Origin of the sequence: Pseudomonas sp. St386 (assembly GCF_018325865.1) — a bacterium.
Classification (GTDB): Bacteria; Pseudomonadota; Gammaproteobacteria; order Pseudomonadales; family Pseudomonadaceae; genus Aquipseudomonas; species Aquipseudomonas brassicacearum.
Genome location: NZ_AP021900.1, coordinates 3,731,123 through 3,743,601, shown reverse-complemented (window position 1 = coordinate 3,743,601; position 12,479 = coordinate 3,731,123). Strand labels below are relative to the sequence as shown.

12 protein-coding genes are annotated in these 12,479 nt (G+C 53.7%); 11 read left to right on the top strand and 1 reads right to left on the bottom strand.

Annotation, left to right across the window (positions count from 1 at the left end; translation table 11 throughout):
• The first annotated feature begins 53 nt into the window (after window positions 1–53).
• From thrC to KI235_RS16335, 11 genes are all read left to right on the top strand, one after another.
• Entirely contained in the window at window positions 54–1,457 is a 1,404-nt protein-coding gene (gene thrC / locus KI235_RS16385) for a threonine synthase (protein WP_014338220.1), read from the top strand.
• A gap of 14 nt (window positions 1,458–1,471) precedes the next feature.
• Window positions 1,472–1,909, top strand: a complete 438-nt coding sequence (locus KI235_RS16380) for an Lrp/AsnC family transcriptional regulator (RefSeq protein WP_003202213.1) — start codon at window positions 1,472–1,474, stop codon at window positions 1,907–1,909.
• A 117-nt stretch (window positions 1,910–2,026) separates the two neighbouring features.
• Window positions 2,027–3,076: a homoserine dehydrogenase gene (locus KI235_RS16375; RefSeq protein WP_212795161.1), complete on the top strand. Its 1,050-nt coding sequence runs from the start codon at window positions 2,027–2,029 to the stop codon at window positions 3,074–3,076.
• Window positions 3,077–3,078: 2 nt separating this feature from the next.
• The gene (locus KI235_RS16370) at window positions 3,079–4,497 is read left to right on the top strand and encodes an aldehyde dehydrogenase family protein (RefSeq protein ID WP_013693450.1); all 1,419 of its coding nucleotides are present in this window, start codon (window positions 3,079–3,081) and stop codon (window positions 4,495–4,497) included.
• A gap of 51 nt (window positions 4,498–4,548) precedes the next feature.
• Complete coding sequence (locus tag KI235_RS16365; protein ID WP_013693449.1) at window positions 4,549–5,751, top strand: aminotransferase class I/II-fold pyridoxal phosphate-dependent enzyme; 1,203 nt, start codon at window positions 4,549–4,551, stop codon at window positions 5,749–5,751.
• Window positions 5,752–5,885: 134 nt separating this feature from the next.
• Window positions 5,886–6,203 (top strand): multidrug efflux SMR transporter, encoded by a 318-nt coding sequence (locus KI235_RS16360; RefSeq protein ID WP_003202205.1) that lies wholly within the window; start codon window positions 5,886–5,888, stop codon window positions 6,201–6,203.
• A 173-nt stretch (window positions 6,204–6,376) separates the two neighbouring features.
• Window positions 6,377–7,159, top strand: coding sequence for a transporter substrate-binding domain-containing protein (locus tag KI235_RS16355; RefSeq protein WP_027911548.1), 783 nt, complete (start codon window positions 6,377–6,379; stop codon window positions 7,157–7,159).
• Window positions 7,160–7,211: 52 nt separating this feature from the next.
• Window positions 7,212–7,940, top strand: a complete 729-nt coding sequence (locus KI235_RS16350) for an ABC transporter permease (protein WP_027911547.1) — start codon at window positions 7,212–7,214, stop codon at window positions 7,938–7,940.
• On the top strand, window positions 7,937–8,647 hold the full coding sequence (locus KI235_RS16345) for an ABC transporter permease (RefSeq protein WP_003202199.1): 711 nt from the start codon (window positions 7,937–7,939) through the stop codon (window positions 8,645–8,647). Before KI235_RS16350 ends, KI235_RS16345 begins: the two co-directional genes overlap by 4 nt.
• Window positions 8,648–8,699: 52 nt before the next feature.
• The gene (locus KI235_RS16340; RefSeq protein WP_003202197.1) at window positions 8,700–9,461 is read left to right on the top strand and encodes an ATP-binding cassette domain-containing protein; all 762 of its coding nucleotides are present in this window, start codon (window positions 8,700–8,702) and stop codon (window positions 9,459–9,461) included.
• A gap of 104 nt (window positions 9,462–9,565) precedes the next feature.
• A complete protein-coding gene (locus KI235_RS16335) occupies window positions 9,566–11,455 on the top strand; it encodes a methyl-accepting chemotaxis protein (protein WP_027911546.1) in 1,890 nt (629 codons plus the stop codon).
• 27 nt (window positions 11,456–11,482) lie between these two features.
• Here KI235_RS16335 and KI235_RS16330 read toward each other — a convergent pair whose 3' ends face one another.
• Window positions 11,483–12,118: a LysE family translocator gene (locus KI235_RS16330; protein WP_003202193.1), complete on the bottom strand. Its 636-nt coding sequence runs from the start codon at window positions 12,116–12,118 to the stop codon at window positions 11,483–11,485.
• Window positions 12,119–12,479: the final 361 nt, after the last annotated feature.

Sequence of the window (12,479 nt, the reverse complement as noted above, 5' to 3'; positions counted from 1 at the left end):
AGCCCCACCTTGCAGGTGGCCCGCTCGGAAATGGCTTGAGGGTGTCTTGGATCATGAAGTACGTCAGCACACGGACCCCTGGTAGAACATTCGATTTCAGCGAGGTGCTGATGGGGTCGTACGCGCCTGACGGTGGCTTGTACGTGCCCCACAAGGTGCCTCGCTTCAAAAAGGAGGAACTCTCAAAGCTCGAATGGTTGCCCTTTCATGAATTGGCTCGCTATGTGATCGAGCCATTTTTGGGGGGCTGGATCGAGCAAGGTCAGCTGTCCCGGATGCTTGAGGAGACCTTTGATTGTTTTAAAAGCAACGCAGTGACACCGCTGTACCAGACAGCAAGTAACGAGTGGATACTCGAGTTGTTTCATGGGCCGTCAGGCGTCTATCAAGACTTTGGCCTTCAATTGATGTCTCGCTTTATCAATCACGATTTGCTGAAGTTTGGAAAGAAAACGCTGATGGTAGGTTGTACAGGCGGAGATACAGGGGTTGCTGCAATAAAAGCATTTTCGGGAATGAAGGGCGTTACTGTGTTGGTGTTACATCCCGCCAAGGGTTTAACCATGGAGGATCGCCGACGTTTACTGAGTAAGGACGAAGGAAATGTTGTCAACATTGCGGTCGACGGAGATTATTCTGATTGTCATCGTTTGTGTGAGCAGTTCCTGAAACAAAATAATGATGCGCAGCAGTATCTTATTTCGTTCAACTCAGTGCATTGGGTTCGCATACTCGCGCACCTGTCCTTCTATTTTTATTCCGCTCTTCAGCTCGGCGCGCCTAAAAGAGAGGTTGCTTTCAGTGTGCCGACTGGGAATTTTGGCGCCCTGTACGCTGGTTATATTGCCAAGCAAATGGGGCTGCCCATCCGACAGCTAATCGTTGCCACGAATGCTAACGCCGGATTGCATAACTTTCTCCAATCAAATCTGTACAGTCGAAATGAGATTCGTACGACCAGAACGCCCACTATGAATGTTTCATTAGCCTCTAATTTTGAGCGCTTGCAGTGGAGTATTTTAAATCGATGTGGAGAAAAAGTAGCTCGTAATATGCAGTTGTTAGAAGGCGAGGGCACCATCCACTTAGAGCAGGATGAATGGTTGGAGGCGCGCAAATTGTTTGACTCACTGGCTGTGGACGATGCGGACGCATTCAGTTGTATTCATGAGGTCTTTGCACAGAGTGGGTATCTTGTCAGCCCCAATACCGCTATCGGCTTGCGCGCTGCACGTGCGAGCAGGCGCAGCTTGCTGATCCCCATGATTTGCCTGGCGACGACACATCCGTCGAAGATTGGCGCTGCAACCCATAAGTCGGAGATTGTCGGCCACCTGAATACAGGCGGTGCTCCTGCAGTCGCCGAACAAGACTGTACTTCAATTGCTAACGACATCAGGGCGCTGACCTCGCTGGTCAAGGCCTTATCCAAAGACACGGAGTCTCACTCGTTATAAGTTCGGAGCCAGAGATGAAACGTGTTTTAGATAAAGTTGATGAAAAAATTTTGGAAGAACTCACCCGAAATGCACGGTTGGCCCACAACGATATTGCCCTAAAAGTTAATTTGTCCAGGAATGCAGTCAGGCTGCGGATTGAGCGACTGGAACGTGATGGTTATGTCCGAGGCTACACAATTATTAAAGGTATGCCCTCAGCCGATGCAGGCCCCATTAATGCATTGATCTTCGTTTATCGTCAAGACCGTATGCGAGATTCAGAAGTTGTTCGCTCCGTTGGTGCAATGCCTGAAGTCATTTCCTGCAATGTGATGAGTGGCGACCTTGATATCGTACTGACGGTTCAGGCGATGAATGCAGATCGTATCCACAGGGTATGGAGTGAAATTTCGGCGTTGCCGGGTGTCCTGAACACCGTGACCTCTTTTGTGCTGTCCAGCACTAAGTAGCAAGTTGCGTTGTTGCGTGAGCATTTTGCTCGTAACAACGTTCTGTTTGCCATATTCGTAAAGTTAAGTTGGCGGATTACTATCTCAGCACCACAACATAACAATGAGAACCCTGTCGTGACTGAATACAAAATTGCGTTGCTTGGTTTTGGTGGCGTTAACCGCGCGCTGACTCAGCTTATTGCCGATAAGAATTCGCGCTGGGCGGATGAGTTAGGTTTCACGTTGAAGATTGTCGGTATCAGTGACCTTTACCTCGGCTCAATCATTAACAAAGACGGCTTGGATGCTCATGAATTGGCTGCAGTGCCTGCTGCTGAAGGCGGCTTCAGGACGCTACCCGGCGGCAGTGCTGAACCGGCGAACGAAACCGTCATCCGTTTCTCAGGTGCCGATATTGTGGCTGAAGCAACCTTCACCAATCCTGTGGATGGTGAACCGGCTACTACCTTCTGCCGCTGGGCGTTGGAGAAGGGCGTCAGTGTCGTGACCACCAACAAAGGGCCTGTGGCGTTGCATGCACAAAGCTTGAAGGCGCTGGCCGATAGTGCCGGTGCCCGCTTTGAATTTGAAGGTTCTGTCATGAGCGGAACCCCGGTCATCCGTTTGGCCAAGGAGTCACTGGCAGGCTCGGAAATCACCGGCTTCAAAGGGATCCTCAACGGCACGTCAAACTTTGTCCTCTCCAGCATGGAGACGGGGTTGGACTTCTCGAGTGCTGTCGCAAAAGCCCAGGAGTTGGGTTATGCCGAAGCCGATCCAACAGCGGATGTAGAAGGGCACGATGTGCGCTTGAAGGTCGTCATCCTCGCCAATGAACTACTGGGCGCAAAACTCAAACCAAGCGATGTCTTGTGCAAAGGGATCTCTGAAATCACGGCCAAGGATGTCGCCGAGGCAACGAAAGCGAATGCCCGTTGGAAGCTGATTGGCAGTGCAGAGAAACGGAGCGATGGCTCGATTTCGGCCTCGGTGAGTCCTCAGTTGTTGCCATCCGGTGACGCGCTGTCAGCAGTCAGCGGAGCCACCAACGCAATCACGTTCAACACGGCCATTCTCGGTCCCGTCACTGTGGTGGGGGCGGGGGCAGGTCGTTTTGAAACCGCCTTTGCCTTACTGGCCGACATCGTGAGCATTCACAACCACAAAACCACGTCAGGTAAGTAATCATGAATAGCTTGAGTCTCTCGCTCGCTGCTGATTATAACGCCATTACGGTGCTCAGCCCGTTTGACGGCAGCAAGGTGGGTGAAGTGGCAGATATACCTGCATCGTCAGCTACCACGATAGTCGACACCGCCATCCTGGGGGCCCGGATTGCCAAGGATTTACCGCGGCATGAACGCGCACGCATTCTGGAGAAGGCCGCACACTCGGTTGAGCGTGATAAGGACGCCTTTGCCAGACTGATCGTTGCTGAGTCTGGCAAAACCTTGAAACAGGCGAGAAAGGAGGTGTTGCGCTGCGTCAACACCTTGAAGTTGTCGGCCGAGGAAGCCAAGCGCAATGCCGGTGAAGTCATCCCTTTCGATGCCTATGTCGGGTCTGAATCCCGTCAGGGGTGGTTCACTCGTGAACCGTTAGGCGTCATCGTCGCCATCACGCCTTACAACGACCCGCTTAATCTGGTCGCCCATAAATTGGGGCCTGCCATTGCGGGGGGAAATGCGGTTGTTCTCAAGCCGTCTGAGCTCACACCGCTATCAGCGATCAAGCTGGTGGAGTGCTTGATCGACGCGGGCCTGCCTCCGGTTGTCGTCACTGTCGCCACAGGCGGCGCCGCGTTGGGCAAGGCCCTGGTTGCTCACCGTGCCGTGCGCATGGTGTCGTTCACAGGCGGCTTTGTCACCGGTGAGCAGATCGCTCGCACAGCTGGCCTCAAGAAACTGGCGATGGACCTTGGCGGTAATGCGCCAGTCATCGTGATGGCCGATTGTGATTTGGCTGAAACCGTCGACTCCTGCGTGTCAGGGGCTTTTTGGGCGGCAGGTCAAAACTGCATCGGTACTCAGCGGATCCTCATCGAGGCCCCTCTCTACGAAGTCTTCAAAACGCGCTTTGTTGAAAAGACCCGGCAGTTGATCGTAGGCAACCCTGCTGATGAGCAGACGGACGTAGGGCCCATGATTACCGAGGCGTCAGCCAAGCGTACCGAAGAGGTGGTAAATGACGCCATTGCCCAAGGTGCCACCTTGTTGTCTGGTAATACACGCATTGGTTCGCTCTATTCCCCCACTGTGCTGGAAGGCGTCGACCGCCATTGCAAGTTGTGGTGCGAGGAAGTGTTCAGTCCGGTTGTCATCCTTCAAAGCGTTGCGTCTCTGGATGAGGCATTGACGCTGGCTAACGAACCCGAATACAGCCTGCATGCCGGGATCTTCACCAGCAATCTGAACGTTGCAATGACTGCCGCTAAACGACTGGAGGCGGGCGGGGTGATGATCAACGACTCTTCCGATTATCGCTTTGATGCAATGCCTTTCGGCGGTTTCAAGTACGGGAGCATGGGTCGTGAGGGCGTGCGTTTCGCTTATGAGGATATGACGCAACCCAAGGTCATTTGTATTAACGGTGTGAGTGGAAGCTAAACAACTCGCTCGACTCAAGTACGAATCACACAACAATAAAGAGGAATCGACATGCGCCCCGATAAGCACAATCTTTCGACATTATCTGCAGCGACACTGGCTGTTCATGGCGGGAATGTCGCGGATGTCACCAGTGGCGCCGTCCGCACGCCATTGGTCATGGCAAACTCCTATCTCCTGCCTGAAGATCCGGCGACCATGGACTGGTCCAGCCCGGATGGTCTTGTGTACACGCGCAATCAAGGCCACAACCAAGTCTGCCTTGAGAAGAAACTCGCAGCCCTTGAGGGATGTGGCGACGCGGTGGTATTCGCGACCGGTGTCGCGGCTTTGCACTCGGTGTTTTTTTCATTTTTGAAAAGTGGCGACCACGTCATTGTCAGCGACATCACCTACCAGGCGGTCTGGCGGCTTTTCGCAGAACTCCTGCCTGAACGTTACGGTATTGAAGCAACGTTCGTGGACGTCGGGGACCTGGAGTCGGTGCGTAACGCCATTCGGCCCAATACCAAGCTGATCCATACCGAAACGATCGCCAACCCGACCACCAAAGTCGCAGATATTGCAGCGCTGGCTGAGATTGCCCATGCGCATGGCGCGCTTATCTCTGTGGACGCGACATTCACTCCTCCTCCTTTTTTCCGTGCCAGTGAGCACGGTGTCGACTTCGTCATTCACTCACTGACCAAGTACATCAATGGTCATGGTGATGCCATGGGTGGGGTGGTGATCGGCTCCAATCAGTTGATCAACAAGATCAAGAATGATGCATTGGTTGACCTAGGCGCGACCATTTCCCCGTTCAATGCGTGGATGATTATGCGCGGTTCAGTCACGTTGCCATTGCGCTTGACGCAGTTGCTGAACACGGCCGAAAAGTTGGCCCAGTTTCTGGAAGGCGACGATCGGATTGCCTACGTCTATTACCCAGGTTTGCCTTCCCACCCGCAGCACGAGTTGGCGCGTCGGCAATTTGCGGGCAAGGGGTATGGGGCCGTGATGGCCTTTGCAGTAGAAGGCGATCCCGACACCCAGAACCGCTTTGTTTCGAACCTGCGCATCATCACATCGGCTGTTTCATTAGGGCATGACGAATCGCTGATCGTGCACGTGGGCGCAGAAGGGCGGGGTGGCTTTGACAAGTACCCTGAAGAGTTCCGCCAGTACGGTCATTTGCGTTTTTCTGTTGGGCTGGAAGATCCAGATGACTTGATCAAGGATATTACGTTCGCGCTGGATGCGACATTCAACTGATTTGAATACAGGCGTCACGCAACCAGGGTTTGGTCAACCCGTCTTTACCCCCGTGCTTGCGGGGGTCTTTTTAATAAGATTGATGTGTTAATTGTGTCTATACGAACTGTCTGTTTGTTGCTTGGGAGTTGCTTATGGCTTGGGTAAGTTTGATTGTTGCAGGGCTGTTTGAAGTGGTCTGGGCTTTTTCGATGAAACAATCTGAAGGGTTTACCCGATTAGTGCCAACGGTCATTACATTTGTCACGGTGATCGCCAGTTTTGCGTTGTTATCGTTCTCGATGAAGAGTTTGCCGTTGGGTACGGCGTATACCATCTGGACCGGCATCGGCGCGGTGGGTGCGTTTGCGGCGGGTATTTTCTTCATGGGTGAACCCGCCACGCTGCTGCGGATCGTGGCGGCTGTCTTGATTGTCAGTGGTTTGTTAATGATGAAGCTCGTGTCTGCTTGAAAGGCGAGCATTTTGCTCGTGATAACGTTCAGTTTGCCATATTCGTAAAGTCGCGACACTCGGGTAATGTTCAAGTCGAGGCTCTGGCCTTGGTAAATAATAATGAGTGTCACGTTTAACGCTGTCAGATGTTTACTGCCCTTAATCCAACTACAATATCTAGGGATGTACTTATGATTTCGCTAAAAAAGTTGTACTTGATTACGTGCTTGGCGTTGTGCACGAGTGCAGTGTCGGCCAAAGAATATTCCACCTTGCGCTTCGGCGTGGATGCCAACTATGCGCCGTTTGAGTCCAAGGCAGCAGATGGCAGCCTCAAGGGATTTGATATTGATTTGGGTAACGCGATCTGCGCCAAGCTTTCAGTCAAATGCATATGGGTGGAAAGCGATTTTGATGGCCTGATTCCGGGGCTCAGAGCCGGCAAGTTCGACGGGATCCTGTCATCCATGACCGTGACGGCCACCCGCGAAAAAGCCATCGATTTTTCAAACGAGCTGTTTTCCGGGTTCACCTCCTACGTGTTCAAGAAAGGGTCGGGCCTGAGCGCTGATGTGGCGTCGCTCAAAGGCAAAACGGTTGGCTACTTTCAGGGCAGCATCCAGGAAGCCTACGCCAAGGCCGTGCTGGACAAGGCCGGCGTAAAAATCCAGTCCTACCAGAACCAGGACCAGGTGTATTACGACCTGGTAGCGGGGCGGCTGGACGCCTCGTTGCAGGATACACTTCAAGCGCAATTGGGCTTTATCAAGTCAGCGCAGGGCACTGATTACGAAATGAGCCCTCCGGTAGAGAGTCCTTATCTTCCCTCCAAGACAGCCATCGGTATCGCCAAGGGCAATACAGAGCTCAAGGCCTTGTTGGATAAAGCGATCCAGGCCCTGCACGACGATGGCACCTATGATTCGATCCAGAAGCAGCACTTTGGCGATCTGAATCTTTACAGCGGCAAATAACCACCCAGCGCTCATCCGCCGGATGGGCGTTTATCGCTATAGGTTGTTGATCATGTTCGAAACACTAATAGGCGCATTGGGGCTCTCTGCATTCAGCCTTCAAGGCTTCGGCCCTCTGCTGCTCGAAGGCGCCTGGATGACCGTCAAGCTGTCCCTGTGCTCCCTGGTGCTCAGCGTATTGCTCGGACTCATCGGGGCCAGCGCCAAACTCTCCAGCATCAAGCTGCTGCGCGTGCCAGCGCAGCTCTACACCACGCTGATTCGTGGGGTGCCCGATCTGGTACTGATGCTGTTGATTTTCTACAGCCTGCAAACCTGGCTGACGGTCATCACGGTGGCGTTGGGCTGGGAGTACATCGAAATCAATCCCTTCGTCGCAGGAATTATCACCCTTGGGTTTATCTACGGTGCCTATTTCACCGAAACCTTCCGCGGCGCCATGCTGGCAGTGCCCCGTGGCCAGGTCGAAGCCGCTACCGCCTATGGGTTAAGTCGTGCTCAGCGTTTTCGCTTTGTGGTGTTCCCGCAAATGATGCGGTTTGCCCTCCCGGGGCTGGGTAACAACTGGATGGTGATTCTCAAAGCCACCGCATTGGTGTCGATCATCGGTCTGGCTGACTTGGTTAAAGCTGCCCAGGACGCGGGAAAAAGCACCTATCAATTGTTCTTTTTCCTGGTACTGGCTGCACTGACCTACCTGATCATCACCAGTGTCTCCAATTTCGTCCTGGGCTGCCTGGAAAAACACTACGCCGCGGGTTCACGGGAGGCGGTGCGATGATCGAACTACTGCAAGAGTACTGGCGGTCATTCGTCTACAGCGACGGCCAGCAAATTACCGGTCTAGCCATGACGTTGTGGTTGCTCAGTGCATCGCTGTTCATCGGCTTTGTCGTATCGATTCCACTGTCTATCGCTCGAGTCTCGCCGAGGTTTTACGTGCGCTGGCCGGTGCAGTTCTACACCTACCTGTTCAGGGGCACACCGCTCTATATCCAGCTGCTGATCTGCTACACCGGGATCTATAGCCTGGCAGCAATACGTGCTCAGCCTGTGTTGGATGCATTTTTTCGCGATGCGATGAACTGCACCATTCTTGCCTTCGCCTTGAACACGTGCGCCTACACCACAGAGATATTTGCCGGGGCCATTCGCAACATTGCCCATGGCGAGGTCGAGGCGGCAAAAGCGTATGGCCTCTCGGGATGGAAGCTCTATGCGTTTGTGATCATGCCGTCAGCCTTGCGTCGCTCGCTGCCGTATTACAGCAACGAAGTGATCTTGATGCTGCACTCGACCACGGTGGCATTCACCGCCACGGTACCGGACATTCTCAAAGTCGCCCGTGACGCGAACTCTGCGACCTTTTTAACCTTTCAATCGTTTGGGGTTGCGGCACTGATTTACCTGGCGGTGACCTTTACGCTGGTCGGCCTGTTCCGAATTGCCGAACGTCACTGGCTGGCTTTTTTAGGGCCGACTCACTGAGCCTTGTTTCTGACAGGGCTGCTCCCAATCCGCTTAGAGGATGATTGCGAACATGTACAAATTGACGGTTGACGGGCTACACAAAAGTTACGGTACCCATGAAGTACTCAAGGGCGTTTCCCTGCAAGCCAAAACGGGCGATGTCATCAGCCTGATCGGCGCCAGCGGCTCGGGAAAGAGTACGTTCCTGCGCTGTATCAATTTTCTCGAAACACCTAACGACGGTGCCATGAGCCTGGATGGCAAACCGATCTGCATGGTTAAAAATCATGCGGGATTGCGTGTGGCGGATGATCGCGAGCTGCAACGACTGCGTACCCGTTTGGCCATGGTCTTCCAGCATTTCAACCTGTGGGGGCATATGACCGTGCTGGAAAACATCACCATTGCCCCGCGTAGGGTGCTGGGTGTCAGCAAAAAAGACGCGGAGGACCGTGCCCGGCGATATCTGGAAAAAGTAGGGTTGCCGGCTCGTGTTGCCGATCAGTTCCCTGCCTTTCTTTCGGGCGGGCAGCAACAGCGGGTAGCGATCGCGCGTGCCCTTGCCATGGAGCCTGAGGTCATGCTGTTCGATGAGCCCACCTCGGCGCTCGACCCTGAAGTGGTGGGCGAGGTGTTGAAAGTCATCCAAGGGCTCGCTGAAGAGGGACGAACCATGATCATGGTGACCCATGAAATGGGGTTTGCACGCAAAGTGTCGAACCAACTGCTGTTTCTTCATCAGGGGCTGGTTGAAGAGCAGGGCGGACCTGAGATTCTGGATAGCCCCCGAAGCGAGCGCCTGCAGCAGTTTCTGTCCAACGGGCTGAAGTGAAACGCCTTGGCCATGGGGCTCTGGGGCATATCGACGAAGCAGTCATCAACCTACCTCGGTATCGAATAACAACTACAACACCCCGGACCTATGGATAAACCATGATGATTGCCAACCTGAAGTTCAGTCATAAGGTACTGCTTGCGGCATCATTCGTTGTTGTCGCAGCGTTTTCGCTTTTTACGCTTTACAACGACTCGATTCAGCGCAAAACGATCCGCACGAACCTTGAAAACCATCTTGAAGAGATGAGCAAGATCACGGCCGCAAGTGTTCAGTCCTGGCTCTCTGGACGGATACTGCTGGTTGATCATATTGCTCAGACCTTTGCCAGCGATCCAGTTCCGGAAAACGTCACGCGACTGCTTGAGCAGAGGTCAGTGCTATCAACGTTTACCTTCACTTATCTAGGCAGTCGTGACGGTAGTTACGCCATTCGACCGAAGGACGATTTACCCGCTGATTACGATCCTCGCACCCGTCCTTGGTATACGGACGCGATGGCTGCCGGAGGGACTACGCTGACCGAGCCGTACTTGGATGTGACGACGGGTCAGTTGATGATGACCATTGCAACTCCGGTCGGTCGCGACGGCCAGCCGCTTGGGGTGGTAGGCGGGGATCTGACGTTGCAAACGCTGGCGAAAATCGTCAGCTCGCTTGATCTGGGGGGAATCGGCTATGCCTTTCTGGTCAACGCCGAGGGCAGGGTGCTGGTTCATCCGGACAAAGATCGGGTGATGAAGCGGCTGAGCGATATCTATCCCCAAAGCACACCGTCACTCAGCACCCACATCAGTGAGACAGAGCAGGAAGGAGTCCCTCAAATCGTGATGTTTTCACCAATCAAGGGACTGCCTTCGGTGAACTGGTATGTCGGTTTGTCTATCGACAAAAGCAAAGCTTACAAGGCACTTGGTGATTTTCGCGCTTCTGCCATTTTGGCGATGGTCATTGCCGTGGTGATCACGCTGCTTCTGCTGGGCGTACTGATTCGCGTATTGATGCAGCCCCTGAGGCTGATGGGTAAAGCCATGCGTGATATCGCTCAGGGTGAGGGCGACCTTACCCGTCGCTTGAGTGTGCATTCAAAGGATGAGTTCGGAGAGCTGGCCGGCGACTTTAACCTTTTTGTTGAGCGTATCCAGCACTCAATACGTGAGGTCTCTTTTGCCACCGAGCAGGTTAATGAAGTGACTAAGCGCGTGATGCAGACTTCCAGCTCGTCCATGGACAACTCGGACAACCAGGCCAGTCGAACCAACAGTATTGTCGCAGCGATTAATGAACTGGGTGCGGCGGCCCAGGAAATTGCGCGTAGCGCTGGTGACGCTTCCCTTCAGGCGTCGGATGCCCGACGTCAGGCAGAAGGTGGCCGCGAGGTAGTGACACAAACGATAAATGCCATGGACAAGCTATCAGGAAAAATCCGCACGTCATGCAACAACATAGAGGTGCTGAACGGCAAGACGGAGAACATCGGGCGGATTCTTGAAGTGATCAAAGGCATTTCCGAACAGACCAACCTGTTGGCACTCAATGCCGCCATCGAGGCCGCGCGGGCGGGTGATGCCGGCCGCGGTTTTGCGGTGGTAGCTGACGAAGTTCGCAGCCTGGCTTACCGGACTCAGACGTCGGCCCAGGAAATCCATACGATGATTGAAGAGCTTCAGGTGGGCGCACGGGAGGCGGTACTCACCATGAATGAAAGTGAACGCTACAGTAAGGACGGCGTGATGATCGCCAACCAGGCAGGTGAGCGGCTGGGCAGTGTCAGTCAGCGTATCAGCGAAATTGACGGCATCAACCAGTCGGTGGCGACCGCGACTGAAGAGCAGACTTCGGTCATTGATTCGTTGAACGTTGACATCACCGAGATCAAAACCCTTAACCAGGAAGGGTTGGAAAACCTTCAAGCCACGCTGCTTGCTTGTGACGATCTTGAACGGCAAGCCACACGACTCAAGCAGTTGGTGGATGGCTTTCGAACTTAGGCCATCCTCGCAAGGGTTGGCTTTGAATCACGTGCGGGAGAACAGCAGCCTAAAACCTGCGGCGCCAAAGACCAACGCAAGGGTGCCTTCAATCCACCCGCGCGCCCTGCGATACCCCCGAATCATCGGTGCCGTGGAGAAAACGATCGCATAGCCGCAGAAAATAGTAATGCTCAACACGGCACAGCCAGCCAGGATGATTACAACCGTTTCAGGCGTCGCTTGTGGTCCTAAACCCAGTGTCATCGTTGCGATCCAACCCAGTAAAGCCTTTGGGTTGGTAAGGTGCATAAGCAAGCCCCGCCGGTAGAGGCCAAAGCCCGAGACGGTTGGTGCTGCTGCCAGCGCTTTCTCAATTTGCTCGTCAGGTGTCAGAGCAGAACGTCCCGCTTTCAGGGCTAGGAACAGCAAGTACGCTCCGCCGACGATCTTGAGTACGAAGAGTGCCTGGGTGAACTGAAGCAGAATGGCCGAGACGCCTGTGGCGGCCATTGATCCCCAAAAAAAAGAACCACTGATAACTCCGGCTGCAAGTATCAGCGCAGGTTTTCTGCCTTGGTGCATGGCAACGCCCATGATCCGCATATTGCTGGGACCCGGGCTTGCAGCTCCAACAATGTAGGCGGTAAAAACGAGTAGAAGGTGGTGAAAATCAAATGACATTAATGGCCCCTTGAGTGGTGCGTAATAACCAGCAGCTTAAGTGTTCACAAGCTATCCGTCATTGCGTTCTTTACTCGCATTTTCTGGCTGATTTAATTTTCATGTCATGGGACTGGATCGCGCTGAATGTGGTGTTTTCCATCGCCAACGTCCGGGATCGTGATACACCTTAGAAAACCGCGAAGAGGGAAGAGGTCAGCATGGACCGAGCAAAGGGGAACCGCCATTCTCGACAAAACCTTCGGCGTTCTTGAAGCGACTTGGGAGCGTCTCACTGAGTGAGACGCTGGCACGGCATAGTCCTCAGCCGAGTTTGCCCACGTCAATCCCATCACCAGTGTGTGACTTTTTCGAGATTGGG

Excerpts from the sequence above, each read along its gene's own strand:
- thrC (WP_014338220.1), top strand. The coding sequence starts at position 54 with ATGAAGTACGTCAGCACACGGACCCCTGGTAGAACATTCGATTTCAGC.
- KI235_RS16380 (WP_003202213.1), top strand. The coding sequence starts at position 1,472 with ATGAAACGTGTTTTAGATAAAGTTGATGAAAAAATTTTGGAAGAACTC.
- KI235_RS16370 (WP_013693450.1), top strand. The coding sequence starts at position 3,079 with ATGAATAGCTTGAGTCTCTCGCTCGCTGCTGATTATAACGCCATTACG.
- KI235_RS16365 (WP_013693449.1), top strand. The coding sequence starts at position 4,549 with ATGCGCCCCGATAAGCACAATCTTTCGACATTATCTGCAGCGACACTG.
- KI235_RS16360 (WP_003202205.1), top strand. The coding sequence starts at position 5,886 with ATGGCTTGGGTAAGTTTGATTGTTGCAGGGCTGTTTGAAGTGGTCTGG.
- KI235_RS16355 (WP_027911548.1), top strand. The coding sequence starts at position 6,377 with ATGATTTCGCTAAAAAAGTTGTACTTGATTACGTGCTTGGCGTTGTGC.
- KI235_RS16350 (WP_027911547.1), top strand. The coding sequence starts at position 7,212 with ATGTTCGAAACACTAATAGGCGCATTGGGGCTCTCTGCATTCAGCCTT.
- KI235_RS16345 (WP_003202199.1), top strand. The coding sequence starts at position 7,937 with ATGATCGAACTACTGCAAGAGTACTGGCGGTCATTCGTCTACAGCGAC.
- KI235_RS16340 (WP_003202197.1), top strand. The coding sequence starts at position 8,700 with ATGTACAAATTGACGGTTGACGGGCTACACAAAAGTTACGGTACCCAT.
- KI235_RS16335 (WP_027911546.1), top strand. The coding sequence starts at position 9,566 with ATGATTGCCAACCTGAAGTTCAGTCATAAGGTACTGCTTGCGGCATCA.
- KI235_RS16330 (WP_003202193.1), bottom strand. The coding sequence starts at position 12,118 with ATGTCATTTGATTTTCACCACCTTCTACTCGTTTTTACCGCCTACATT.